Below are 24,953 nucleotides of genomic sequence, written 5' to 3'. Positions count from 1 at the left end.
AAATTACCGATAGATTCGAGATCAACATCAGCAGCGACGACTCCTATAAAGTTCCCCTCCGAATCTGTCACAGATCGAGCCAGGGTATAGACGAGTTTACCCGTCCAGGGATCGATATAGGCATCCTGAATAACGACACGGCCAGCGGCCTTCTTAGCTTTCTTATACCACGGTTTCGTTCGAGCATCATAGTCTTTATCGGGTTGAATCCCGGCCCCAGCAGCAGCAGAACCATCTGATTCAAAACCAAAGTAGGCGGTCAGAACTCCGTGTTTTTTATTCTGATTGGTCATAACCTCCATGGCTTTTCGTATCGTTTCTACGTTTCTAGTCGCCTCACTGACCCAGGCTAACTGGATCAGGCTATTACCGTTTTCAACGATATTCTCTGCAACTGTCACATAGCTCTGAAGGATCTGAGTTGCTTTTTGAATTTCTTCGTGAGCGAACTGTTTAATTTGAGCACTTAGAAGATTTTTCGACCTGAAATAGGTCACCCCGACCATCACCAGAACAACTATTAGCACAGCAAGAACCATTGAGACGAACTTTCCCCGCATAGTCATATACAACACCTCTTTACTTTACCTTACCTTACTTCAAACTAAAATATTTATTCAGAACAACAGGGGATCTTTTTTTCTTTTTATTTAAAAAATCATAAAAAAGGAGGCAAGGCAAAAACAAATAGCCACCTTATTTTTCATAGTTTTATCACCAAGGGCTCCATATATTCTACCCTTTACACCAAGAACTCAATTCAACGACAAAAATTTTATCTAAAGCATATTCCCCCACTTCTTCTCTCAACAACTCGGTCATGTTTATACTTATCAAACCATGTCAGGTAGTATATCATAGAAACAAGACTATACCCTGAAATGAATTACATCACTACACATAACTATTTAAAAAAATAAAATTATAAAGCGTATGGAACATTTGGGAAGGGGTTTACGTTGGCACAAGCAAGAGGTTGAACAACATCTCCAGACCGAGGCATTTTATATGTCACCATAGTTACGGCGTATCCCTGTCTCAAGGCCAAAGGATACGCCGTATTTTTTAGCTTTATTTACGTCACCGCAAAGCGTTCGGCAAAAAGAGAATAATCTTTGGAAAGAAATTCAGAAAAAGCAAGGTCACGACCATGGTCGCAACCAACGGCGCAATCTCGCGAATCAACTCCTCAAATTTCAGGTGACCTATATCGCAGGCGATGAAAAGGCAGAGCCCCACGGGAGGGGTATTATGTCCTATGGCCAGGGAGATGACCATGATAATGCCAAAGAACAGAGGATCGATTCCTAAACTGACTATGATGGGATAAAAGATCGGCGCCAAAAGAACCATGGCGGCAGAGTTGTTCAGAAATGTCCCCGCAACCATCAGAATCAGTACCATGAAAAGCTGCACAACGATAGCGTTATTGGAGACACCCAAGATTCCCGCAGCGATATTCTGAGGAATCTGCTCACTCACCAAAACGTAACTGATGATCTCAGCGGTAACCATCAAATACATCACAAGAGCTGTTGACTTAGCAGACTTGAGAATAAGGGACGGGATAGATCGCAGAGTCAGCTCCTTATGGATGAATACACCCACAATAAGGCCATAGACCACCGCGACTGCTGCCGATTCAGTGGGAGTAAAAATACCCGCATAGATACCACCCAGAATGATAACCGGCATGAAGATCGCAAACACAGCCTCCCGAAATTTCTTGCCCACCGTCGCCAGAGAAGCTCGTTCTTCACCCTTATACCCTCGTTTTACGGAGATGACGTATTCAATGACCATCAGAGCCATGGAAAAGATAATACCGGGGATGATCCCTGCCAGAAAGAGATCGCCTATCGAGACTCCCGTGCTGACACCGTACAGCACCATGGTGAGGCTCGGCGGGATGATGAGACCTATGGTTCCTGATGCAGCAACCACCGCACCTGCAAAATTTTTATCGTAGTTCTTCTCCACCATGGGCTCGATCATAACGCCACCGATAGCAGCTGTCGTCGCAGGCGCCGAGCCCGAAACAGCGCCAAAAAATGTGGACGCAAGAGTGGCGACAAGCGCCAGGCCACCGTTAAGTCGACCGAAGATCGCTCCAGCGAGGTTGACAAGACGACGAGAGACACCACCAGAGGCCATGATATTACCGGCCAGGATAAAAAAGGGGATAGCCATTAACGAGAACGAATTTGCAGCGTTGAAAGTCTTCTGAATTAAGACCTGGAGGTCAAACGCCCCCGTGACGAGCACGGAAAAGATACAGGTGAGCCCCAGCGCAACGGCGATGGGGACCCCAATGACGAGGAACGCGACAAAAAACAGCAGCATCAGGATTCCCATCTATTTTGCCCCCTTCAGCTTTATAAGTGAATCGCCAACGACCTCCAGCATCATGGAAAACGATATGAGGCTTGCTACGGGGACGATAAGAAAAACATGCCCCATCTTCAGCCACTCCATGGACGGCGAGGCCACCTCAAATTCCAGGATCTGGAGCGCCATGGGGAATGAATACCAGAGCATAACGACCAGGAAAAATACGGAGAACAGATGTGCGATGATGATAATACTCTGACGTACAAACGTATTTTTAATTGAATCCACCACAATGGACATATTGATATGTTTCGACTCTCTATAAAGCAAAACAGCCCCGAAGAAGATAATACTCGAAAAAAGATAGCGCGAGAGCTCCTCGGACCAGGACAGAGGAGACCTCAGGAGATAACGGTAGATAACCTGGATGAAGATAATCGCCGACATGGACCCCATCAGCAAAACCAACAACCCTTGCAACACCCGGGCAATCCCGTCGTTCATGCGTTTCAGCAGGTGAAGCATATGTCGAACCTCCATTTTAAATTTGGGCAACATACCGAAAAAACGCCCGACACCGCCTTGGGTCTCTGCCCAAGGCGGTGTCGGGCGTCAGTAAAGGACTCGCTTATTTCCCCGTGACAGCGTGGATTTTGTCGATCATCTCGCCGTATTTTGGACGGTATTTCTCGTAGACCGGCTCGACAGCCTTGACGAAAGGCTCACGATCGGGACGAGTGAAGACGACACCCAGTTCTTCACATTTTTTGATCTCCTTCTCGTCCATCTTACGTTGGTAGTCAAACGAGAAATCGCTCATCTTGCGGGCCTCTTTGATAAAGATAGCCTGATCGGCCTTCGGGATTGAGCACCAAAGCTGTTTAGAGATAATCAAGGGGTTCGGAACATGCATATACCACAGGAGAGCAGCGGTTTTCGTCAGTTCATAATACTTCTGGGTCAGCATGTGGGTGATGGTTCCCTCGCAGCCATCAATCGTTTTGAGCTGCCAGGCGGAGTACACCTCGTTAAAGCCCATGGGCACAGCGCTGGCTCCGAAAGCGTTGATCGTGTCGATCATCTCGGCGGAGTTCACCACCCGCAACTTCATACCTTGTAACTCCTCCATTTTGTTGACGGGCGTGGCGGGGAAAAGATGACGCATACCATTCTCCCACCAGCCGAGAACAATCAGGTTACGTTTTGCCAAGCTCTCCTCGAACTCAGCTCCAATAGGGCCGTTCAGTACATCATGAGCTTCCTTGGAGTCCTTGAAGAGAAACGGCAAGTTGAGGACACCGATCTTCGGGCTGTAGGAGGTCAGGAGAGAACCTGTCGCAAGAACCATGTTGGAAGTACCGAGCTGACAACCCTCAATAAGCTGGTTGGGCTTTCCATAAAGGTCGGAAGGATATATCTCGAACGTGTATCGACCATCGGTCGCTTCCGAGACGTTCTTAGTCCAGGTTTCAAGGTACATCTGGTAATGGTGTTCCTTAGTTCCTGTGTGACCTATCTTAATCACCCTGGGAGCAGCCTGGGCACAGATAGCCATCATGACAAACAAAGCAAACAGGGCGAACGACAGAACGTTTTTCCTCGAACAACTCATACAAAAAGACCTCCTTCTTTTGGAACCTCTAAAAACTGACAAACTCCAAACACAGGCCATATAGGTATCTTATAGTGTGTCAAAACAAAAAACAAGAACATTCTCTCTTCCTCTTCTAGGGAACCTCTAAAAACTCAGAAACTCGCCTCAGGCCGTTTCGACCCGTTTCGACGGAGTCTATTCGAGGTTCGTGTTTTTGACCTGCCGTCGTGAAGTATCGACTCGGGCGAGACGGACGTCCTCCCAAGCCGAGAGGACACAGGAGATACCCTTCAAGGCGACGATACGGAGCATAGGTCAAAAATACGTTTGGGCGAGATAGGGCTTTGGCGGAACGACCTGAGGCTTGGAGACTCGGATATAGGTTTTTAGAGGTGCAGAGGTTCCCTTGAACACCTAACACCTACACACGGGATAGACTTTGATACTCATCGACGGTTGACAGAACGTGAGAGACGGTGTACAACGTCAAATGGAACTGGGGGAGTCGGTGCTCCGGCTGAGAGGAGGCGTAAAGCCTCGACCCCTGGAACCTGATCCGGATCATGCCGGCGCAGGGAAGTTACTTATACGTATTCCTCCACATTGCTCTATTTCTGTGCCCTTCCTGCCTCCGGATCAACTCATATCCATTCCATATCAAGGAGGCCTTCATCATGAAATTCAACACCCGTATCCTCGTCGAAGGGGCCCTCTGTGCTGCTTTGGCCATCGTTCTCTCATACATCAGAATCTTTCGGATGCCCCAGGGCGGATCGGTCACCCTGGAGAACGTTCCTCTGCTCATCTTCGCTCTCCGTCACGGAATCAAGGCTGGCGTAGGCGTTGGTGCTCTGGCTGGAGTGCTCCAGATGATTCTGAATGGCTACGTCGTACACCCGGCTCAGGCGTTTCTGGACTATCCTCTGGCTTTTGGTGCCCTGGGCCTGGCCGGTGCCCTCTCATCTCCCCAATGGAGAGGGATCGTCGTCGGGACTGCGGCCCGACTGACCTGCCACGTAGCCTCTGGGGTGATCTTCTTCGCAAGCTACGCCCCCGAAGGGCAGCATCCCCTGCTCTATTCCCTGGGCTACAACGGTAGCTACATGGTCGTCAATATGATTCTATCGCTGATCGTGATCTTCCTCATCTGGAAAAGGTTGCCCCGGACCGGCGATCGATGAGCCTTGTCTCCCTCCAGAGAGTGACGAAGTATTTCGGTGAGATACCCATCGTAAAGGGATTCTCCCTGGACGTCGAGGCAGGCCAGTTCGTAGCTCTGATCGGTCCCTCGGGATGCGGTAAGAGTACTCTCTTTGATCTCCTCATCGGTGCACTTCCCCGGGATGAAGGCACCATCCTCTGGCAAGATAAGTCCGTCGACGATTTATCACAAAATGCAGCGTGGATGTCTCAGGAGCACCTGCTTCTCCCGTGGCTCAGCCTGCTTGAAAACGCAATGCTCCCCATCCGCCGCCCCAGCCGAAATGATCGAGAACGGGCACTGTCCCTTCTGAGCCAACTAGGGCTTCAGGGAGTTGAGACATACCGTCCGGATCAGGTTTCCGGCGGTATGAGGCAGAGATGCGCTCTGGCCCGAACACTTCTGTTCGAACGAAAACTCTTGCTGCTGGACGAACCCCTCTCAGCTTTAGATGCTCTGACAAGACAGGGGCTTCAGGAACTCCTCACGGTCATCCAGAGAGACTTCGCCAAGAGCATCGTCATGATTACCCACGACGTGGAGGAAGCCCTGATCACCGCTGATCGGCTTCTCGTCCTCTCCCGATCTCCCATGACGGTCTTGGAAAACCTGAGTCTCACCAACCCCAAGCCGAGGCATCGGGACTCACCGACCATCGTCTCCCTGCGCCGTCACATCATGGATAGGCTTCAACGAGAGGGGATATTACGATGAGATCTGCCGTCACTCCGGCATTGGGGGGCTCTTTCCTGCTTCTCTGGGAGGCAACATGTCGTTTGACCCAGATCCCAAACTTCATCCTGCCCCGTCCAAGTTCGGTGATCATAGTGGCAATCCATCAGGCTCCTCTGCTCCTCCGCCACAGTGGCGTCACCATGGTGGAGATCCTCATGGCCCTGGCCCTGGCTTTGGTCGTGGCAATGCCCCTCTCCATGACCATGTTCAGAGCCCTCTGGCTCGAACGGGCTTTAGCGCCTCTTCTCATCGCATCCCAGGCCATCCCGGTTTTCGCCTTGGCTCCCGTTCTGGTGCTCTGGTTCGGGTATGGAGTGGTGAGTAAAGTCGTCATGGCAGCGGTGATCGTGTTTTTCCCCATCACCGTCACGCTCCTGGAGGGATTTAAAAGCTGCGACCCAAAACACGTCCAGCTTTTCAGGCTCATGGGGTACTCCTTCTGGGAGACCATGAAGCGATTGTATTGGCCCTGGACATTACCGTATTTCTTCGCTGGACTCCGGGTCGCCGTATCGGTGGCAACCATCGGAGCCGTCATCGGCGAGTGGGTTGGAGCCCAAAAGGGGTTGGGGTTTCTCATGATCCAGTCCAATGCCAGGCTGAAAACAGAGCTGGTCTTTGCCGCCATTCTCTATCTCACGGTCATGGGACTGAGTTTGTGGTGGATCGTGGGATGCTTGGCTCAAAAGTACGGGTGGTGGATGATCCCCCGTCAAGAAAGGTAAGTAAAGGAGAGAATCGTCGTGAAAAAAACAGCCTGCATCGCTCTCGCAAGTTTTATTTTTGCCCTGAGCCATCAAGCCTCGGCAACGGAAAAACTGAGTCTCATGCTGGACTGGTTCCCCAACGTGGATCACCTGCCCATATATGTCGCCCGGGACAACGGTTTTTTCCGGGAGGCCGGCCTGGAAGTGAAGATCCTGAGCCCCTCCGAGACCTCCGACGCCCTGAAGCTCGCCATCGCAGGCACCGTGGACCTGGCTGTGGGATACGAACCCCAAACGGTCATCGCCGCCGCCGAGGGGCTCTCACCCAAGGTCATCGGTCGATTGGTAGGACACCCCCTGTGTACCTTGCTCTACATGGACGGTTCTGGCATTGCCGTACCGAAAGATCTGGAGGGCAAGACCATAGGATACACGGTTCCCGGTCTGATGGACACGCTCCTGGCCGCATTCGCCAGGGAAAACGGCATTCAGAAATACGAGCCAGTCAACGTCGGATTCACCATCGTCCCAGCTCTGGCCTCGGGCAAGGTGGATGCCGTCATGGGCCCCTTCAAAACATACGAGGTTGTTGACATGCAACACAAGGGGCTCAAGACCGGGTATTTCGAGCTTGAAAAGCACGGTATTCCTGACTACGATGAACTCATCTTCGTGACCTCCGCAACAACGGCGACGGCAAAATCTACTGCCATTCAGGCCTTCGCCGATGCGGTACAGAGGGGTATAAACTGGGTCCGAGAGGATCCTCAAGCAGCGTTGGAGATCTATTTCAAGGCCCTTCCAGAAGCCGACAGGGTCGTGGAGACCGATGCCTTTCAGGCCACTCTGCCCTATTTCGTGAAAACCCAGACCAGCGACCCCAAACGATGGCAGACCTTCATCGACTTCGCCAAGGCAACCGATCTCATCGACAGCCACACCGCCGTGACGGCTCAGGACCTGCTGAGTCGCTGAGAGACTGACAACATCAAGGAGGAGAGATCATGCCCCAAGACCATGCCACGAGTCACATCGCCCTTCGACGCCTCAGCGTTGCCGGACTTCTGACAGCTACAGCCCTGTTGCTCTCCGGGGTCTCGTTTCCCTTCGGTCCGACAAAATGCTTTCCCTTCCAGCATGCCATCAACGTTATTGCGGCAGTTCTCCTTGGTCCCTGGTGGGCCATGGGAACAGCCACCATCACCAGTGTCCTTCGGGTCTCCATGGGCACAGGGACCCTCTTCGCTTTCCCGGGCAGTATTCCGGGGGCTCTGGCTGTCGGGCTGGCCTATCAAGTCTTCAAAAAAGATTGGTGTGCCCTTGCTGAGCCCCTGGGAACCGGCCCCATAGGCGCCTCCATTGCGGCGTTACTTATCGCTCCGACAACAGGACACTGTATCGGTTTCTGGGCCCTCCAGGGAGCTTTCCTGACAAGCTCCGTCCCCGGGTGTATCATAGGATATGCCGTTATCCTGGGCCTTCGAAAATCGGGCTTCACGATAGAGTAGCCGCGAGGACGACCTTAGGAGGAACACACTATGAAAACATCGAGCCTGGCGGCATTCGTCGCCCTGGGGTCCTATAGCTGCTCTGCCCTGGTCCGTCACCTGGATCTCCCCGCCAAATGGAACCAAGGGGTTGCCTTTTCCATAGGGGGGGGATTCTCATCATGGGCTGTCATGAGCGGCTTTGTGGTGCTGGTAGTTCTCTCCGTCTCCATACCCTGGAGATCTTCCGAAAAAACATGGGGGCTTGCGTTCCTCTGGGGAGGAGCTGTTGCCAACCTTATGGATCGCTTGCTCTACGGCGCCGTCATGGACTACATTCCGGTGCCTTGGCCCGGGGGACTGTCCGTCAACGCCGCCGACGGAGCCCTGGGAATTGGAGTCGTCCTCCTGGCGTGGGACCTTTATCGCCGACGGGGGGTAAGGCCTGCAAAAAAGAACACACCGTGATCCGCCTTAAAAAACGCACATCGCCGTAAGGAGGCCCATCCTATGCTGAACTGTCAGCTCTGCTCCGCTACATATGAAGATAACCGCCAACTCTGGCGATGTCCCGACTGTGGCGGGCACCTCTCCTACTGGCGAGAGACTCCGCCAATCATACCCCAAGCTCATAGAAAAAGAGCCCCCATCTCCATGTGGCACTACGCATCAGCACTGCCCCTTGATCGTCCCGGCGAAGCTATCACCATGGGAGAGGGACGAACGCCTCTCATCACCCTGGACATCGACGGAGAGACCAAGGTCAAACTCGATTTTCTCTGCCCCACTGGTTCCTACAAGGATCGAGGAATCTCCCTCCTGGTGAGCCGCCTCAAAGAACTCGGGGTCACATCCCTGGTAGAGGATTCATCAGGAAACGCGGGGGCCTCCATGGCTGCCTACTGTGCCCGAGCGGGGATTTCATGCCGGATCTTCGTCCCATCCCACACATCTGAGGAAAAGTGCGTTCAGATTGAGAGCGCCGGAGCCACGTTAATCCGAGTACCAGGACTTCGAGAAGCAGCCGCCAAGGCTGCTCAAACAGCCGGAGAATCCAACTTCTACGGAAGCCACAACTGGAGCCCCTGGTTCGTCGAGGGCGTTAAAACCTTTGCTTACGAGATATGGGATGACATGGGCCTTCCCGACCATCTGGTTCTGCCAGCTGGACAAGGAAGCTTGATCCTGGGAGCATACCGGGCCTTTTGCGACCTCCAGGACGCACAACTCGTACATAAGCTTCCAACTCTCCACGCCGTCCAGTCGTTGGCATGCGATCCTATCGTTCGGGCCATGTCCAAGGGACTGACTTATGTTCCCCAAATTCGTCCCAACGTCACCGTCGCCGAAGGCATCGCTTCCGCCCAGCCTCTTCGCGGTAAAGAGATTCTCCAGGCTCTTCGGCATACCGGTGGCTCGGCCCTGGCAGTCTCCGATGACGAGACCACCGCCGCTCTCTTCGACCTTGCCCGAATGGGCATCTACGTGGAGCCTACCAGTGCCGTGGTCGTTCCAGCCATTCGGAAACTTCGGGAGAAAGGGATCATCAAAAAACACCAGTCGGTAGCTACGCTCCTGAGCGGCTCGGGCCTCAAAGCGACCGAGACCATTCTCAAACTCTACAAAGCTTTTTATACACCATAGTCTGAGGTGGCGATAAATTTATAAAAAGTTAGATATATGTGTTTACAACTAAGTTATACTTATAAAACAGTTGCAATATCGATAAAAAGGTGGTAGAGTTGTCCCAGAGAGAAGGGGAGTAGTATATAAACCGTTTCTAAACTCAAAAGGAGGACAATACCATGTCTGCAAAAATCGATAAGAACACCTGTACCGGTTGCGAGAGCTGCATCAGCACCTGCCCCGTTGAGGCCATTGCCATGACTGGCGGTAAAGCCGCCGTGGACACCGAAAAGTGCGTGGACTGCGGTGCCTGCGTTTCTGCCTGTCCGGTAGACGCCATCTCGCTATAGGCCTTGCCCCCCTAGGAACATACCGCACACAAGAAGCCGCCTCGGACTTTCCCGGGGCGGCCTCTTCGAAGTACAGGTGCACAGAACTTGAAAAGAGTGTTACGAGATCAGGGGAATCAAAAACTCCTCGGACACTTTTTTAGCTGTGGGCTCTCCCTTAAGGATCTCAAGAAGACGAAGGGCAAAGAAAGGCGTCACTGCCGGCCCCCTGGCCGTTGTGATATGTCCGTCGGTCTCGACGTTTTCCATCCCTGGGACAGCTCCTTTCAGCCAGGAATCCATCCCGGGATAACATACGGCCCGTCTCCCTTGGAGGATACCAGCTACACCAAAAACCGCCGGAGCAGCGCAGATAGCTCCCATGGGCATTTCTCGCTGATCTGCTCGCCGAACCAAATCGACAAGCCCCTGATGCTCCGTATAGGCCACAGTACCACCAGGAATCACCAACATATCGAAAGGGTCATCCTTGATCTCGTCGAACAGGGCATCGGCCCGAACGAGAACGCCATGTCTCCCCACCACGTCAGCACCGGAGACCAGAGAAACAGTCGTGACCTCTACCTCCCCCCGACGAAGGATATCCACAGTGGTCAGGGCCTCAGTTTCCTCAAAGCCGTCAATTAAAAACAACGCGACCTTCACCATCGTATCCGTCACTCCATTCTCCTTAAGGTTTATTCGGTCAACACACACATCGACCATCGGGACAAGACAGGGGACTCACCTCTTGAGTCAACCAGTCCTCACCGGGATGATCTCCGAGGGCAAGCCACGATGCGACTTGAAGATGGAGACACTTGACCGTCGGCTCCTTGGACCTGAGATACCGAACGCCTCCCACACCGCCGCTTCGAAGAACACTCCACACCGATCGGCGGTGAAGCCGAAGAAAACGACGTTCTGCCCTATTCAAAAGCATGAGTCGAAGACTCCCATGGTCCATCTGATATTGCCGCCACTCTCGAAAACGAGTTATCAGATGTTTTTCCAACCGAGAGACTCCCTGGTTCGACTCAATGGTTCCAATCGCCCGGATCAGCCACGGACAGGAGAGCCAAAATGAGGTAGGAAAAGGCCACCCTTTCCGAAGAGGGTGGCAAAGCAAAACCTGAGGAGCGCCCCAAGGACAACGACAGGCGACAGCGACAGCACAGGAAGGATCGAACCGCCGCCCCGTCATCTGATCGAGAACGATTCGAAGGTCCTTAGGGCCCAGGGACCTTCGAGACATCAGATTACCTCCCGCCCTTTTTCCGACCACCCCGACCGCCAGATTTAGAACTATTCAGCGACGCAATTTTTTCATCGCTTCGTTTCATAAAGGTGGAAAGTTTTTTCTCGAAATCCTCCTCGGGGGTCCTCGGAACACCGTCTCGAGAGAAGCCACCCGATGATGGACCACCAGATTTACGAAAAGACGATCGAGAGGGGCGCACAGGCGGTTCTGACATAGCCTTGACAGATAGGTCTATTCGCCCCTTATCATCGACCTTGATGACCTTGGCCGTGATCTCCTGGTCAACAGTGACCACATCGGAGACGTTTTTAATGAAGTTATGAGACAGCTGAGATATGTGAACCATCGCTCTCTGTCCCGATGCCAGACGAACAAAGGCACCATAGGGCATCACCTGGGCCACAACTCCTGTGACCACATCTCCGGGGCTTACAGATGTCTCTTCTCTTATGTTTTTCTTCTCTTCCATCACGTTTCCCTAAGGGGCTCCTTTCGATCAGGTCCTAAAATATACGTACGTGCTCTAAACGTTCAATCGTCACAGCCATTTCCACATCAAAGGCGGTCGTTTCCCTGGATCGGGAACAAGACACAATATCCTGGAAGACCGCTCTCGACAGCTTGGATTATACCAGATAAAGAGTGCTCCGCTCTCTTTTTCAAGAGTAGTTCTAGAGAGACACTCTTTAACTATAGGGTAATACAGAGCCATAATGTCCTTAGGGCGACGATCCTTTAAAAAAGGAATCCGATTGACTCGTCTCTGGGGGAAAATCATAATTTTCTTGAGATCATCCCGAACGGACACGTGAGATGAAAGAGAGAGACCCTGTGTTACCTGAGTCTGGATCGATAAGGTCATTCGACCGCCCTGGGTAGGCGGAGGAGAGATGAACAAATCAAACCGCCGCCCCTGAGGAAGCATTCGCTTCCACTGAAGACAGCGAGAGGCATCGACCGTCACGGGGCTTCGAAGAGAACGCACCTGAGCTTTCCTGAGAGTATAGATCACAACAAGCTTGTCTCGATCATGACCAGGAACAAACCTGTGTACCCGTATCCGCCCCCAAAAAAGTCGCCGTAGCTTCTCCCTGAGAGAGTACAGATCCATAAGAATCAGTCCAGGACGTCCAGGGCTTTAGTGATTCGCACAAAAGGCTCCAGAAGTTCCATGGTGGAGGCAGCATCAACCAAAATGGGAGAGACTCTCTCAAGCTCCCCACTTTTAAGCGTGGTCACCCTACAAGGAGGCCCCATGAGATCGGTCTGAACCAGGTAGACATTCTCCTCCGGCAGAGGAGTTGTCGCCCCAGCTTTCTCAAGAGGCGTTCTCGATGTGGTCTCCATGACTATAGAAAGTTTTTTGGCCCTATGGCCCAGAGGGGCTAGAAGATGACGATCCTGACAGATCCAGAGGTCGGGTTTCTCCTCTACAGCCCCCAAGAGACTGCCCAAAATCACGTCCTCTTGAATATAAACTTCCAAGGCATCACCGTAGAGTACCCTCTCAAGCTTTGTGGGTGACACCGGATCGGTATACCTGAAATCCAGAGGGATACCCCGGCAATCCACGACCAACAGAGCACCCCGAAAAGCTCCAGCCTCAGAAACAACTTGGACATATCCCAGATGAGGGGCCTCAGGCATAGAGATCAAGGCCTCCTCTCTCAGCCGCCGCCGAGTTCTCGTCGTCATCGTCATGCTCTGTCTTGGCCTCTTTCTTTCGGCCTTCTCGACGCCCTTGACGAGCATCCCTTTCCCCGACCCCCAAACGCTGAGATTCATGAGACTCATCGTTTCGCTGGACCGATATATCTCGTCGTTCCGCTTCACGAAGTGCATCCTCAGACTGAAGGGCTTGTTGGGCCGATGAGCCAGGATCCCTGAGGTTTTGGGCGTTTTGCTCCAGTTTCCACATAGAAAGCTGGTGATCGATAGGATTGATCATGAAAGAGACCTCACAAGGATTCATAGGGACGGGGCTGAATCTCTCCCCTATCGTAACAAAAGGTGATGTGCCGCATTTCTTCCCTGACCTTGTAGGTTATGCCTCGCATGGTGATGATGACCCCTGGATAGCATATATCCCGAACGTGAACCCTGGAATTCGAACGACTCTCTTCCAATTTGGATTCGATATCCTCCAGTTCCCGAGTATATTGTTCGATGGCTGATCGAATCTGAAAACCACCCTTGGTAAGCTTTAAAAGGATGGTCCGCTTCTCGACATCAATCTTTCCTGCTTGCTCTAGTTTTTTGAGAAACTCGACATTGCTATCGATCTGTTGGAGTTTAGACTTGTTCTCGTTTAGCCAGGAGGTCAGCTCCGACCTTCTTTCCGCCAATTGCGGGGGCACTCCTACATGGACCTCCGTCCTGGTCCCCATAGAACTCCCCAAAGTCACACATCGGACGGACAAACCAGACTGAATTTGCCCGCCTACGATCTGTCCCTTTCCTCCCTGAACACCCAAGAGGATCGACTTCCCTGCGGATACGTGGCTATGCATGATGGCATCCTTGACCCGAACATCCTCTCCGGCATGAATGATTGCTTTGTCGACGTAGCCCGCCGTGATACCCCCACCAGCTCGGATTGCACCCTTGCCAGAAGCGGTGATCCCGACTTTCACGTTTAGATTAGTCTCGGTCTCAATGACGGCCCCCTCGACAACTCCTCCAACAACGATATCACCGCTGGTCCGCACCTCAAATCCATCCCGAACAGCTCCCTGGATCTCGACAGCGCCGATAAAATGGATATTTCCAACACTGTAATCAACGTCACCCGAAACGGTATAGACGGCCAGAACTTCCAGAAGGTTCCCTCGAAGCACAAGATGCCCGTCATGCTCGGCGTATAAGGTCATGCCGTCTTCAGACGAAACAGTTCCCTTACCAGCGGGTAATTTTCGATCCTTTCCGCTCTTTGCCTTAAGGGTCTTGCCATAAATATCAATGCCGTCGCGTCCCTCGGTCGCTGGAGTTCGGGTAGCTAACATCTGCCCCTTCTCAACAATGGTTATCGAGGAAAGTTCCTTCAGATCTACCTTTCCCTCACCGTCCTGGGACAGGGGACGGTTACTGCCCAACTCCACCTCATAGTTGATTTCACCGTTTTGACCATTCACCGCTGAAACCCCTCGTGCCACCTCAAGCCATTCGTTGGCGATTCGGTGCTCCAAGAGTTTTTTGAGAGCGTCCTCATCCACGCCGTAGACGACATTCTTGGCTCTCAAGGCCACTTTAAGGTCTTTCAACTGAGGCCAGTTTCCATTCCCCACAGGCGGATCAATGGCCATACGAACACAGAGGGAATTTCTGGGGATATCGATATGAATCCGAGCTGGACGATCCTCCTGAACAGGAGCAACACACCGTAACTCCCCTGGAGCCTGCACAGCCAATCTCACCGCAGCCTCATCAAGCTCCTGGATATTACGCTCAGACAAAGCAGCCAACGCATCCTCAAGAAGAGTTCCCTCGGGGACAGAAAGGAAAACACCGTTTTCGTTTATCTCAATCGTTATAGCCTCAGACATAGCCCACCTCCGAATCTCTCTGATCCGTTACCCTTCGTCACACCGTAACAAAGTCCGCAGCGTGGACATCGCCTTACCGTGAATTTGAGACACCCTGGACTCCGTCACCCCCAGGACCAGGCCAATTTCCTTAAGAGTCATATCTTCAATATAATACATAGACATCACCGACTGCTCCCGACTCGACAAAAGCTCTAAAGCCTCCACGACTCGGTTGACCTCTTCCTGGTTCTCCAAAAGCTCCTGAGCCGATGGATCAGGAGCCGAGAGGAGATCCGCCTTGCTTACGTCTCCCTCATCCAAGGCCATCATTTCATCCAAGGAGAGCAAAAAACCCCGGGACGCCAACTGGAGCATCTCCCTATAAGCTTTATCATCAACACCTAATTCTTCTTTTAAGGTTTTGTCGTCGATAGGCTGCCCCGAAAGAAGAAGCACCTCCATGGCTCGCTCCAGTCTGTGAACTTTTTCCCGACCGGTCCTGGAAAACCAGTCACACTTTCTTAACTCATCCAAAACGGCTCCTCTAATTCTGGGAACCGCATAGGTTTGAAAGGTACATCCCCGATTGGGATCAAAACGATCTATAGCATTCAAAAGCCCCATAACACCAAAACTGATCAGGTCCTCGTAGTCGAGCCCTGGAGGAGGAGTAACCGTCATACGGGCAACGACATACTTTACTAAAGGAAGATACCGATGGACAACGGCATCCTTATACGATGGATTCGAACGATATGCAGCCCATAAACGCTGATCCTCTCTGGAGGGCATAGGCCATCCTCCTCCTTCGCCCTAAGTAAGATCAGATACCCTGTTTACCCGTACCCAGCGTCTTGATCTCGAGCACCCAGTTGTCCGTAGAGAACTCCACACTTCGCCCCTTGTTCCCTCCCGTATCTGAGGCAACAAGTTTAATACCGGATTTTGCCAACTGCTTCTCCGTCTCCTCAGAATTCCGTGACCCTACGGCCAAAAATCCTGACTTGGAGCCCGGAACATTGAACATTTGAGCCCCTCCTGCCATTTTTGCCTTGATTCGATCCCGCTTAGCTCCAGCCTTCAGGAGCATATCAAGAAGCAGAGGAACCGCCGTATCAGCAAACTTTCCAGGCTTGGGATTATCCTTACCCTCCCGGCTCTCTGGCAACATAATATGAGCCATTGCTGCAATCTTGGCAACCTCATCGTAGAGCACCAAGCCAATACAAGATCCCAGCCCCAAAGAAACGAGCTTTCCCGGGTGCTTTACCAAGATGGCGTCGGCCATGCCGACATGCTGCCCCTTGCCCATCAGAGCACCCCCAACTTGGACAATAAGATCTCCAAAGCCCCAGGTTCGGGAACAATCATGATATTCCCCTTCAACTTCGAGTCAACTCCATCCAGCTGCAGAGTTGTGTTCATTAACAAAGCGTGCTCTCCTGTTTGAGCAAAGATCACCGCCACAAACTGGAGGATTGCCCCCAGCATATCATGAGCGACACCAGGAACCGAGATACTGATAGGATCGGCACCAATCATTCCGCTTACAGCGTTTAAAAAAGAACTCAGCACGATATTACCCAATTCAGCCAAGCAGCTGTCTCGCATCTCTTCGGGAAACTCTCGGCCAGTTGTATTCATCCTGGCCATGAATACGGCATCGACAAGTTTTTGGATCATCTCTTCATCTTGAATGAATATAAGATTACAAGGGAACGCTCCTTCTCCGTGTGTGTAGATAGCCGCCGCAAATTTTTCAGGGGAACCAAAATACTCGGATACGTCATAAATAGAGACAATATCCGCGTTAGGGACCCCCATATCAATGGATTGCCCCAACATATCGGACAAAGCCGTGGCAGCGTTCCCTGCGCCGATATTGACAATTTCCCTGATAGCGTCCAAATGCAACGAACTGAAGTCAGTATATTCCATATTTCCCTCCGACTCCTAGACTTTTACATGAAGCGAAGCTACGTCTAAAATGAGAGCCACATTCCCATCTCCTAAGATAGTCGCCCCAGCAATTCCCTTGCTCTTGGCAAGCAATTTCCCCAAAGACTTGATGACGATCTCCTGCTGCCCCACGAGAGCATCCACAACAAAACCGATCTTATTCCTGCCGGCCCTGACGACCACCACGGGATACTCGGTTCGTTCCTCATTCCCACGAGGTGTATCCAAAGTGGAAGCTAAATCACCCAGAGTAAGGACCTCGCCCCGAAGCAACGTTACGGGACGGCCATGCATCCGCTTCATGTCGTCTTCACGGACCAAGATTGTCTCGTCCACATTCTCCAGCGGAATAGCATATATTTCATCACCAACTCGCACAAGGAGAGCCAGTACAATGGCTAGAGTCAGAGGCAAACGAATATAGATATTGGAGCCCTCGCCGACCTTGGATCTAACCTCGAACTGCCCTCCCAAAGATTCAACCTTTCGCTTAACGGCATCCATACCGACACCCCGACCAGAAAGATCGGTGACCTCCTGTGCCATGCTGAAACCGGGAAGAAAAACGAACTGGATAATCTCGTCATCGGACATTTCCTGAAGAGCTTCCTCGGTCACCAGCCCTCTCTCGACGGCCTTAACGCCCACTGCAACGGGATCAATCCCCTTGCCATCGTCGGCGACCTCGATGATGACGCTGTTTCCCTCCTGATAGGCAGCGATCTTGATCGTTCCTTGGGCTCGTTTACCAGCCTTTTTCCGAATTTCGGGGGTCTCAATACCGTGATCGACGGCGTTCCGAATAAGATGAACCATCGGGTCACCAATCTCGTCGATCACCGTCCGATCAAGCTCGGTCTCCTGTCCCTCAATAACCAACTCCACATCTTTACCCAGGGATTTGGAGATATCCCGAATAAGTCGAGGAAAACGATCAAAAATATAGGAGACGGGCACCATTCGAAGCTTGGTAACCAATTCCTGAATATCCCCAGAAATTCGCCCCAATTGAGACAAAGGCTCATCGAACTCACGCAGTTTTGATTCCAAAACCAGACGCTCAATCCGAGCCTTTCCTATAACGAGCTCGCCAACCAGATTCATCAGACTATCCAACCTGCCGATGTCGACCCGAACGGTCTGCGACGCCTTCTTGACCCTGGGCTGTGCCGAAGGCTGCTTCGTCGTTTTTTCAGGCGTTTGAGAGGAAACCGATGATGGAGCCTCGGCAGCCTTAACGGGAGCTTTAGAAGGAGTATCCAAGGGTTGACCAGATGTGACAGGAGCGACGTTGCCATCCTTATCTAACATAACGACAACGGTCTCAGCGACATCACTGATCGACATGACAGCGTCATGAACAACATCAGCCTCGTCCTTGGTACCGATATAAACACAAAACGACTGCTCGAACGCCTCTTTCTCCAGCTCTTCTACAGGAGGCTCGACCTTGATTATTTCACCCATCTCATCTAGTCGATTAATGACCATGTAGGCTCGAGCTGCTTTAAGGAGACAGTCTTTTACGAGAGTTACCGTAACCTGATGGACAGCCAGGCCCATCTTGACAGCATCGGCAATCCACCCCTTCTCCTGATCGGAGACAGACGATTCGGCAGCACGATCCTTTGGCTCTGACGCCTCGGGCTCATCCCGAAGCTGTTCGACCAAAGAGGATATATCCGTATCCTGGTCAGATCCACCATCCCGGATAGAATCCACCATAACCTGCATCAGATCAAGGCTTTGAAAGAGATGATCAATGTCGTCGTCGGTCAGTTCCTCATCACCGCTCCGCACCGTTGAAAACCTGTCCTCCAAGGCATGGGTCAACTCGGCCATATGATGGAAACCCATCGTAGCCGACATACCTTTAAGTGTATGGGCCGTTCTGAAAATCTCATCGATGGTTTCCCTGCCCTGCCGATCTTGTTCAACCGCGAGGATCAGGTCGTTCAGGTGTTGTAGGTTCTCGGTCGCCTCGTCAAGGTAAGCTCCCAAATACTGACTCATATCGGTCGACATGTCCTATCATCTCCTCAATTCTATCGGTTTTCTCTTACGAAGCGATTCAAGGCTTCGGCAATATTCTGTAAAGGGAGTTGCTCATTAACAACCCCCGCCTCCATAGCAGCCTTAGGCATACCGTATATAACACAGCTCTCAGGAGACTCACCAAAAACATATGCTCCTTTCGAGATCAGAGCTTGAGCCCCATCAGTGCCGTCTCGTCCCATGCCTGTGAGGATCACCGCCACAGCGTCCCCACCAACAACGTCAGCCACGCTGAGAAACAGAATATTGGCTGATGGTTTCACCGACAGGAGGGGCGGGGCATCGGAGAGACCTATCACAGGAGAATTCTTCTCTCCCTTTACTATCATATGAAAACCTCCAGGGGCAATTACGACCATCCCAGGCTGGAGGGGCAATCCCTCGTATCCCTCTACGACATGCAGAGCACAGAGATCGTTTAAGTGAGATGCAAAAGACGCAGTAAAGCCTTTAGGCATATGCTGAGCGATCACCACAGGCAAGGGAAACGTACTTGGGAGGAGCGTTAACAACTTTTGAAGGGCCTGAGGCCCTCCTGTAGAGGATGCGATACAGACCAATCGAGGCCGGATGCCTGATTTTACTGGCCTTACCGTTTTCTGGACCTGCCTGGAAGTATCTTTTTGAATACGAGTCGTCGTAAACGGCCTGCCTGGTACCGTCGACTGAGCAAGGGCAGCTGCCAAGACCTTTGTACGAAGTTCGGCATCCACCTCTTGCATATTCAGGGAGATGGCGCCCGAGGGCTTGGACACAAAATCGACAGCTCCCATGGACAAAGCTTTCATGGTAACGGCCGCACCATCCTTGGTGAGACTGCTCACCATCACCACAGGAAGAGGAAACCGAAACATAATCTCCTTCAGGGTGTCGATGCCGTTCATCCTGGGCATATCGACATCCAAAGTGACCACATCGGGGTGATAGAACTCTATCTTGCTCAGGGCATCAATGCCATCCCTGGCCGTCGCTACCACCGTAAGTTCAGGAAGCTCTTCCAGGATGTTGCTGATGATCTTTCTCATAAAAGATGAATCGTCCACGACCAAAATTTTTATATCGTTCATCCCCTCCCCCCTTTCCTCTATCAACGCATCTCGTTACGGAGGGCTAAATCCCTCTTTCGGATAAACTTCCCAAGAAATTTCTCTACCATCCCGGGCAAAAAGTCATATCCAACTCCTAAAGACGTATCCACCTGGTCGCTGTTGCGTCGCTTAGAGAGAATGTGAGCAGGAAGAAACAGAGACTCATCATTCACGGAGAATCGCAGGAGAACTCTATCACCCCTTGCGTATAAAGCTTCGTCTTTCACAATAAGCCGAACTCCCCCGAGACTCAGGTCGCAAATAACGGCTTTGGTCCATGAAGACGACAGAACTTCTTGCGGAGGTTTCAAGAGATTTATATCTACCTCAAGAGCACAGGGAACCCGAAAAAAACGGCGACGCTGGACCCTCTCTACATCTCCCACCAAACGAACCAACAAAAGAGGTACGAGTCCATCTCTTACGGTCCCCATAACTATCCCAGTTACATGACACACGATTCCAGCTACATGAACAGACAACTGGACCTCAACCCCCTTGTAAAAGGGAACCAGAGCTCCACTCAAAAGTGGATGAGCCAATTTCCAGATGTCGTCCAAAGCATCCTCAAGACGGGATGGGTATTCCCCCTTGTAGAGACCGCTAATGACAGCAACCATCACTTTGGATCCGATAAAATCGGGGGACATCTTCAGCAGAGCGTTTAAGTTCACGGTCTACCTCTCTCCATATCCGCTCCCCAGAGACGGGAAAGTCTGGAAAAAAAGCCCTTCAAACCACGGTGTGAGGGGGACTTCTTGTATACACCGCCTTCGACAAGCTGGGAAGCCACCTTACGGAAACACTGAGCTGCAGGAGAATGAGGAGAACAGCGAAGCAAGGGGCTACGGGCACAGACGGCTTCAGGAATTCTAGGATCTGATACCACAAAACCAGCGTAGCCAACATTAAGCCGGAGGAACTGGTCGGCAACGAAACAAATCCTGCTTGCGACCGACTGGGCCTCCTTATCCGATGAAGTCATGTTGACTACAAGTTGAACATCCAGCTTCCCCATTGAGGCAAGCACCAAAGCCTTCAAAAGGCTATACCCATCTCGGATAGAGGTGGGCTCTGGAGTTGTCACCAAGACAACTGTATCGGCTGCAGAGGCAAAAGCCAGGACATTTTTATGGATTCCTGCTCCGGTGTCGACTACCACTACATCCACCAAGGACTCTAAATCACTCAACTGGTTAATAAGGCGATCTCGCTCAGGCTCTTCCATATTAGCCAATTCTTCGACACCCGAACCTCCCGGTATCAAAGACAAACCTTCTCCCAAATCGAACATAATTTCTTGAATTGATCGTTCGCCTCGGATCAAGTGTATCAGGTTACAGGGCGGGTGAACACCAAAAAGTATATCAACATTGGCCAACCCCATATCCCCGTCGAACAAAGCCACCTTTTGTCCTGCCTGAGCCAAAGCAATGGCGACGTTAGCTGAGAGGTTACTTTTACCGACTCCGCCCTTTCCTCCAACCACAGCGATAGTACGTAAAGCCCTGGAACAACTGACTGGTGACTTTTTTGAAATAGACGACACGAGATGACGTAAATCTGCCGCCTGATCCATCACCTCTGTCGGACGAACATCAGACATGAAAGCCCCCGTCAAGAGCCATCTCCAACAATCTGGACGACGAGGCTACTTCTATATCGTTAGGTACATTCTGCCCAACGGCAAAAAAGGATAGGGGAAGCTGAAAACTCAACGCAAGCTCCAAAACAGGACCAAGGCTGACGGTCTCATCGAGCTTGGTAAAAACCAAACTGGTGATGGGAATATGGTTCATTCCTTTCACCACGTTGAGCATATCTCTATATTTTGCATTCGCAGACAAAAGCAAATGAACACTTTCAGGAGAAAAAGCCTCATACAGAGAACACAACTCGTCGCTTCGATGAACATCCTTCTGACTGCGTCCCGCCGTATCAAGCAAAATAAGATCAGCACCAGGCTTCTCCCGGATTTTTTTCAGATCTTCAGCCTCGAAAACAACCTCTACGGGGACCCCCAAAATCTTGGCGTACGTTCGCAGTTGTTCCACCGCAGCGATTCGATACGTATCGGCTGTAACCAAAAAGACACGACGCTCTTCCCAGAGAGCGTTCACAGCTGCCAACTTGGCTATTGTCGTTGTCTTTCCCACACCAGTGGGACCGATAAACATAACGCGCCCTCCACCCAGAGCATCAGCGACAGAAACATAGGGAGTCTTGATCAAAGATTGAAGCCACGGCAAAAACTCACGACCGTTCGCCTCCGCACGAAACCGGGATAGGAGATCATCCACAAAGGGGACGGTCATCTCGGCATCTATAAGTTGATCCCGCCAATGGGAAACGTCCTCTTCATCGAGATTTTTTTCGTCAACAGTGGACAACGGCCCAGACGATTGGGTCAACGAAGGCTCCTGGTCTTGATCAAGCCTTTCAAGGACCATAGCCAACGTTTTCTGAATTTGTTCCACATCCTGAAACAGACTGGCCTCGCGTGAGGCATCACTCCCGGTTTTTCCATATGCCTGAGCCACTTTTTGCGATAACACAGCAGGGCGAGATAAAGCAGTGCTGTTTGCAGAGAGTTCAAGAAGGTCCTGTTCATCGGAGCGATGCGATGTCGTCGCCTCGACAACCCCAGAGTCGTCCTGTGGTGAAGGCAAAAAAATCCTCTGCCGGTCATCCAAAAGCCGCTGAAAAGCCTGGATATGACCGCTGACCCCTTTTTGTGCAGCAGGAGGTGGCACATCTTCTTCCAGAAGGCCCGCAGTCACCATCAGAGCTGATTTAGCAAAAAAGCCCAAGAAGCCCCCCTTGCTCACAGTATGAGTTGAGAGGATGACTGCGTCCCGACCCAAACGGTCAGAGGCGATACGAATCGCCTCTGCGTTGTCCTTGGCTTCGTAGGTAATCTGCTGAGTTACCCTCATGTTCACTCCACCATCCCTAACGACTGGATATCGATACCCTGGGTTATTTCATTATAGGATACAACTAAAAGACTCGGCAACGACGATTCCAGAAGCCGACGAACGATTAATCGGACATCAGGACTCACCAAAAGGATAGGCGCCCCTCCTCGAAGGATAACATCCTCCGACTTGGCCGACACGGCAGCAACCAGTTTGGATATATCCCGAGAATCCATATTCAGTCGCCAGCCCTTCACCAAATCGCCATCCAAAGCATCTCGAATCTTCTGCTCCCACGTAGGAGACAGCGTCATCACCGTAATGACGTCATCTTCTTTCAGCCTGAGGGAGATGATCCGGGCCAGACTCTCCCGAACCCGCTCGGTGAGATAATCCACAGAAGAGGACAAACGACCGTAATCGGCCAAAGTCTCAAACACCGTCACAAGATCCCGAATGGGAATCTGCTCTGATACCAGATTCTGAAGAACTTTTTGTATATCGCCAAGTCCCAGAACCCCGAGCATCTCATCCACCACAGCGGCGTTATTCTCCTTGACCATCTCCGCAAGCTTTTGAACTTCCTGACGGGTGATCAAGTCGGCACCATGGGCTTTGATAATCTCGGACAGGTGAGTTGCCAAAACAGACGGAGCATCCACCACAGTATACCCTCCAGCTTCAGCTCGATCACGAAGCTCTGGAGAAATCCACAAAGCAGGAAGACCAAAAGCCGGTTCTGTGGTCGGCACCCCAACGACCTCATCAGAGACATTCCCCGTATCCATGGCCAAGTAATGCTCGGGCATGAGCTCACCCTGACCTTCCAAAGCCCCCTTGACCCTGATGAGGTACTCGGTGGGCTTCAGCTGAATGTTATCCCTGATTCGTATGGACGGAACGACTAACCCCATATCCATAGCCATCTGCTTTCGTATGGTGCTAATACGATCCAGCATATCACCCCCCTGAGAGGGGTCCACCAGGGGGATCACTGCATACCCGATCTCCATCTCCATAGGGTCCACCGCCAAAAGCCTCATGACCTCCTCCGGTGACGTCGGGCCTCTTCCCCCCTCTTCATCATGCGCCACCTCTCCGGGCACATCGCTTTCAACACCCCGCCCTCCCGCAGAAGCCTCTTGAGTGACGGCCTCTCTGTACACTCCGTAGGCCATAAGGGCAAGGAAAGCTCCAAGCATCAAAAAGGGAAACGTAGGCAACCCCGGTACCAAGGCAAACCCGAACAAAAGGGCCGTACCGATCATCAGCGGACGAGGATATCGGGTGAAGGACGAAAAAACATCCCGCCCCAAACTGGAATCTCCGGCGGCTCTGGTCACGATGATACCTGTAGCCGTAGAAAACAACAGAGCGGGAATCTGGGACACCAAACCGTCGCCGACGGTCAGTAGACTATAAACTCCCGCAGCCTGCGCCAGAGACATATTTCGCTGAAAAACACCAATGGCCAACCCCCCCAGGATATTTATAATCGTGATGATCAACCCAGCGATGGCGTCTCCTTTGACAAATTTGGAGGCACCATCCATAGCTCCATAAAAATCGGCCTCTCGTTGGATCGTACGTCGACGTTCCTTGGCTCCCAGCTCATCAATAAGACCAGCGTTCAAGTCAGCGTCGATGGCCATCTGCTTTCCCGGCATGGCATCCAAGGTAAAACGAGCAGCCACCTCGGCCACTCGCTCAGCCCCCTTGGTGATCACCAAAAACTGAATAATCACCAAGATGAGAAATACCACAGCACCCACAACGTAATTCCCCCCAACAACAAAATTTCCAAACGAAGAGATAATACTTCCTGCGTATCCCTTGAGGAGAATCAGACGAGTTGTAGAGACATTCAGAGCCAGTCGAAACAGGGTGACAATCAACAAAATCGACGGAAACGAGGATATCTCCAAGGCCTGGTTGACATAAAAAGTCACGAGCAACACGACAACACCAAACGTTATATTCAGCGTCAGAAGAACATCAAGCAACCACGTGGGCAGAGGAATAATCATCATGACAACGACCAAGACCATCAGCATCGCTATGCCCACGTCTGAAAATCGAAGCATCCTCTCGATTACAGAGACCCGCTCTTCTGCCATTGTCAAGTCCTCCCGTACTAT

The 24,953-nt window shown here is 51.7% G+C and carries 28 protein-coding genes and 1 riboswitch; of the genes, 8 read left to right on the top strand and 20 right to left on the bottom strand.

Features of this window, described 5'->3' with window-relative positions; translation table 11 throughout:
- The 4 genes from CSA35_07140 to CSA35_07125 form a co-directional block, all read right to left on the bottom strand.
- Positions 1 to 566, bottom strand: a 566-nt coding sequence (locus CSA35_07140) for a hypothetical protein (GenBank protein ID PIE54305.1), incomplete at its 3' end; no start/stop codon positions are given.
- Between the two features lie 514 nt (positions 567 to 1,080).
- Positions 1,081 to 2,355 carry a C4-dicarboxylate ABC transporter permease gene (locus CSA35_07135; GenBank protein PIE54304.1) on the bottom strand — a complete coding sequence of 425 codons (1,275 nt, stop codon included), beginning with the start codon at positions 2,353 to 2,355 and terminating at the stop codon, positions 1,081 to 1,083.
- Positions 2,356 to 2,889, bottom strand: a complete 534-nt coding sequence (locus CSA35_07130) for a hypothetical protein (protein PIE54303.1) — start codon at positions 2,887 to 2,889, stop codon at positions 2,356 to 2,358.
- A 70-nt stretch (positions 2,890 to 2,959) separates the two neighbouring features.
- Positions 2,960 to 4,003: a hypothetical protein gene (locus tag CSA35_07125; protein ID PIE54302.1), complete on the bottom strand. Its 1,044-nt coding sequence runs from the start codon at positions 4,001 to 4,003 to the stop codon at positions 2,960 to 2,962.
- 410 nt (positions 4,004 to 4,413) lie between these two features.
- Positions 4,414 to 4,520, top strand: a riboswitch (TPP riboswitch).
- 79 nt (positions 4,521 to 4,599) lie between these two features.
- Here CSA35_07125 and thiT point away from each other — a divergent pair.
- From thiT to CSA35_07085, 8 genes are all read left to right on the top strand, one after another.
- Positions 4,600 to 5,106 carry an energy-coupled thiamine transporter ThiT gene (gene thiT / locus CSA35_07120; GenBank protein PIE54301.1) on the top strand — a complete coding sequence of 169 codons (507 nt, stop codon included), beginning with the start codon at positions 4,600 to 4,602 and terminating at the stop codon, positions 5,104 to 5,106.
- Positions 5,103 to 5,840 (top strand): toluene ABC transporter ATP-binding protein, encoded by a 738-nt coding sequence (locus tag CSA35_07115; protein PIE54300.1) that lies wholly within the window; start codon positions 5,103 to 5,105, stop codon positions 5,838 to 5,840. The genes thiT and CSA35_07115 overlap by 4 nt, the downstream gene beginning before the upstream one ends.
- The gene (locus CSA35_07110) at positions 5,837 to 6,586 is read left to right on the top strand and encodes an ABC transporter permease (GenBank protein ID PIE54299.1); all 750 of its coding nucleotides are present in this window, start codon (positions 5,837 to 5,839) and stop codon (positions 6,584 to 6,586) included. Before CSA35_07115 ends, CSA35_07110 begins: the two co-directional genes overlap by 4 nt.
- Positions 6,587 to 6,598: 12 nt before the next feature.
- Entirely contained in the window at positions 6,599 to 7,543 is a 945-nt protein-coding gene (locus tag CSA35_07105; protein PIE54298.1) for an ABC transporter substrate-binding protein, read from the top strand.
- A gap of 26 nt (positions 7,544 to 7,569) precedes the next feature.
- On the top strand, positions 7,570 to 8,076 hold the full coding sequence (gene thiW / locus CSA35_07100; protein PIE54297.1) for an energy coupling factor transporter S component ThiW: 507 nt from the start codon (positions 7,570 to 7,572) through the stop codon (positions 8,074 to 8,076).
- Between the two features lie 30 nt (positions 8,077 to 8,106).
- Positions 8,107 to 8,523: a hypothetical protein gene (locus CSA35_07095; GenBank protein ID PIE54296.1), complete on the top strand. Its 417-nt coding sequence runs from the start codon at positions 8,107 to 8,109 to the stop codon at positions 8,521 to 8,523.
- 42 nt (positions 8,524 to 8,565) lie between these two features.
- Positions 8,566 to 9,699 (top strand): threonine synthase, encoded by a 1,134-nt coding sequence (locus CSA35_07090; GenBank protein PIE54295.1) that lies wholly within the window; start codon positions 8,566 to 8,568, stop codon positions 9,697 to 9,699.
- Between the two features lie 161 nt (positions 9,700 to 9,860).
- Positions 9,861 to 10,031, top strand: a complete 171-nt coding sequence (locus CSA35_07085) for a ferredoxin (GenBank protein PIE54294.1) — start codon at positions 9,861 to 9,863, stop codon at positions 10,029 to 10,031.
- Positions 10,032 to 10,130: 99 nt separating this feature from the next.
- Here the strand turns inward: CSA35_07085 and CSA35_07080 are convergent, their stop codons facing one another.
- From CSA35_07080 to flhA, 16 genes are all read right to left on the bottom strand, one after another.
- Positions 10,131 to 10,679, bottom strand: coding sequence for a DJ-1 family protein (locus tag CSA35_07080; protein PIE54315.1), 549 nt, complete (start codon positions 10,677 to 10,679; stop codon positions 10,131 to 10,133).
- A gap of 37 nt (positions 10,680 to 10,716) precedes the next feature.
- A complete protein-coding gene (locus CSA35_07075) occupies positions 10,717 to 11,265 on the bottom strand; it encodes a hypothetical protein (GenBank protein ID PIE54293.1) in 549 nt (182 codons plus the stop codon).
- 4 nt (positions 11,266 to 11,269) lie between these two features.
- Complete coding sequence (locus tag CSA35_07070; protein PIE54314.1) at positions 11,270 to 11,740, bottom strand: RNA-binding protein; 471 nt, start codon at positions 11,738 to 11,740, stop codon at positions 11,270 to 11,272.
- Between the two features lie 69 nt (positions 11,741 to 11,809).
- Positions 11,810 to 12,382: a hypothetical protein gene (locus CSA35_07065; protein PIE54292.1), complete on the bottom strand. Its 573-nt coding sequence runs from the start codon at positions 12,380 to 12,382 to the stop codon at positions 11,810 to 11,812.
- A 5-nt stretch (positions 12,383 to 12,387) separates the two neighbouring features.
- The gene (locus CSA35_07060) at positions 12,388 to 12,918 is read right to left on the bottom strand and encodes a hypothetical protein (protein PIE54291.1); all 531 of its coding nucleotides are present in this window, start codon (positions 12,916 to 12,918) and stop codon (positions 12,388 to 12,390) included.
- On the bottom strand, positions 12,911 to 13,243 hold the full coding sequence (locus tag CSA35_07055; protein ID PIE54290.1) for a hypothetical protein: 333 nt from the start codon (positions 13,241 to 13,243) through the stop codon (positions 12,911 to 12,913). Before CSA35_07055 ends, CSA35_07060 begins: the two co-directional genes overlap by 8 nt.
- A complete protein-coding gene (locus CSA35_07050) occupies positions 13,230 to 14,813 on the bottom strand; it encodes a polymerase (GenBank protein PIE54289.1) in 1,584 nt (527 codons plus the stop codon). Before CSA35_07050 ends, CSA35_07055 begins: the two co-directional genes overlap by 14 nt.
- A gap of 27 nt (positions 14,814 to 14,840) precedes the next feature.
- A complete protein-coding gene (locus CSA35_07045) occupies positions 14,841 to 15,587 on the bottom strand; it encodes an RNA polymerase subunit sigma-28 (protein PIE54288.1) in 747 nt (248 codons plus the stop codon).
- Positions 15,588 to 15,618: 31 nt separating this feature from the next.
- On the bottom strand, positions 15,619 to 16,107 hold the full coding sequence (locus tag CSA35_07040) for a chemotaxis protein CheD (protein ID PIE54287.1): 489 nt from the start codon (positions 16,105 to 16,107) through the stop codon (positions 15,619 to 15,621).
- Positions 16,107 to 16,733 carry a chemotaxis protein CheC gene (locus CSA35_07035; GenBank protein PIE54286.1) on the bottom strand — a complete coding sequence of 209 codons (627 nt, stop codon included), beginning with the start codon at positions 16,731 to 16,733 and terminating at the stop codon, positions 16,107 to 16,109. Before CSA35_07035 ends, CSA35_07040 begins: the two co-directional genes overlap by 1 nt.
- Positions 16,734 to 16,748: 15 nt before the next feature.
- Positions 16,749 to 18,779, bottom strand: coding sequence for a chemotaxis protein CheA (locus CSA35_07030; GenBank protein PIE54285.1), 2,031 nt, complete (start codon positions 18,777 to 18,779; stop codon positions 16,749 to 16,751).
- Between the two features lie 20 nt (positions 18,780 to 18,799).
- Positions 18,800 to 19,876 (bottom strand): chemotaxis response regulator protein-glutamate methylesterase, encoded by a 1,077-nt coding sequence (locus tag CSA35_07025; GenBank protein PIE54284.1) that lies wholly within the window; start codon positions 19,874 to 19,876, stop codon positions 18,800 to 18,802.
- A 20-nt stretch (positions 19,877 to 19,896) separates the two neighbouring features.
- Complete coding sequence (locus CSA35_07020; protein ID PIE54283.1) at positions 19,897 to 20,571, bottom strand: hypothetical protein; 675 nt, start codon at positions 20,569 to 20,571, stop codon at positions 19,897 to 19,899.
- The gene (locus CSA35_07015) at positions 20,568 to 21,503 is read right to left on the bottom strand and encodes a hydrogenase (GenBank protein ID PIE54313.1); all 936 of its coding nucleotides are present in this window, start codon (positions 21,501 to 21,503) and stop codon (positions 20,568 to 20,570) included. Before CSA35_07015 ends, CSA35_07020 begins: the two co-directional genes overlap by 4 nt.
- Positions 21,496 to 22,833 carry a flagellar biosynthesis protein FlhF gene (gene flhF / locus CSA35_07010; GenBank protein ID PIE54282.1) on the bottom strand — a complete coding sequence of 446 codons (1,338 nt, stop codon included), beginning with the start codon at positions 22,831 to 22,833 and terminating at the stop codon, positions 21,496 to 21,498. Before flhF ends, CSA35_07015 begins: the two co-directional genes overlap by 8 nt.
- 2 nt (positions 22,834 to 22,835) lie before the next feature.
- A complete protein-coding gene (gene flhA, locus CSA35_07005; protein PIE54281.1) occupies positions 22,836 to 24,932 on the bottom strand; it encodes a flagellar biosynthesis protein FlhA in 2,097 nt (698 codons plus the stop codon).
- Between the last annotated feature and the right edge of the window lie 21 nt (positions 24,933 to 24,953).

This window comes from Dethiosulfovibrio peptidovorans (assembly GCA_002748665.1).
GTDB classification, from domain to species: Bacteria; Synergistota; Synergistia; order Synergistales; family Dethiosulfovibrionaceae; genus Dethiosulfovibrio; species Dethiosulfovibrio peptidovorans_A.
This window is presented reverse-complemented; position numbering and strand designations above follow the sequence as displayed.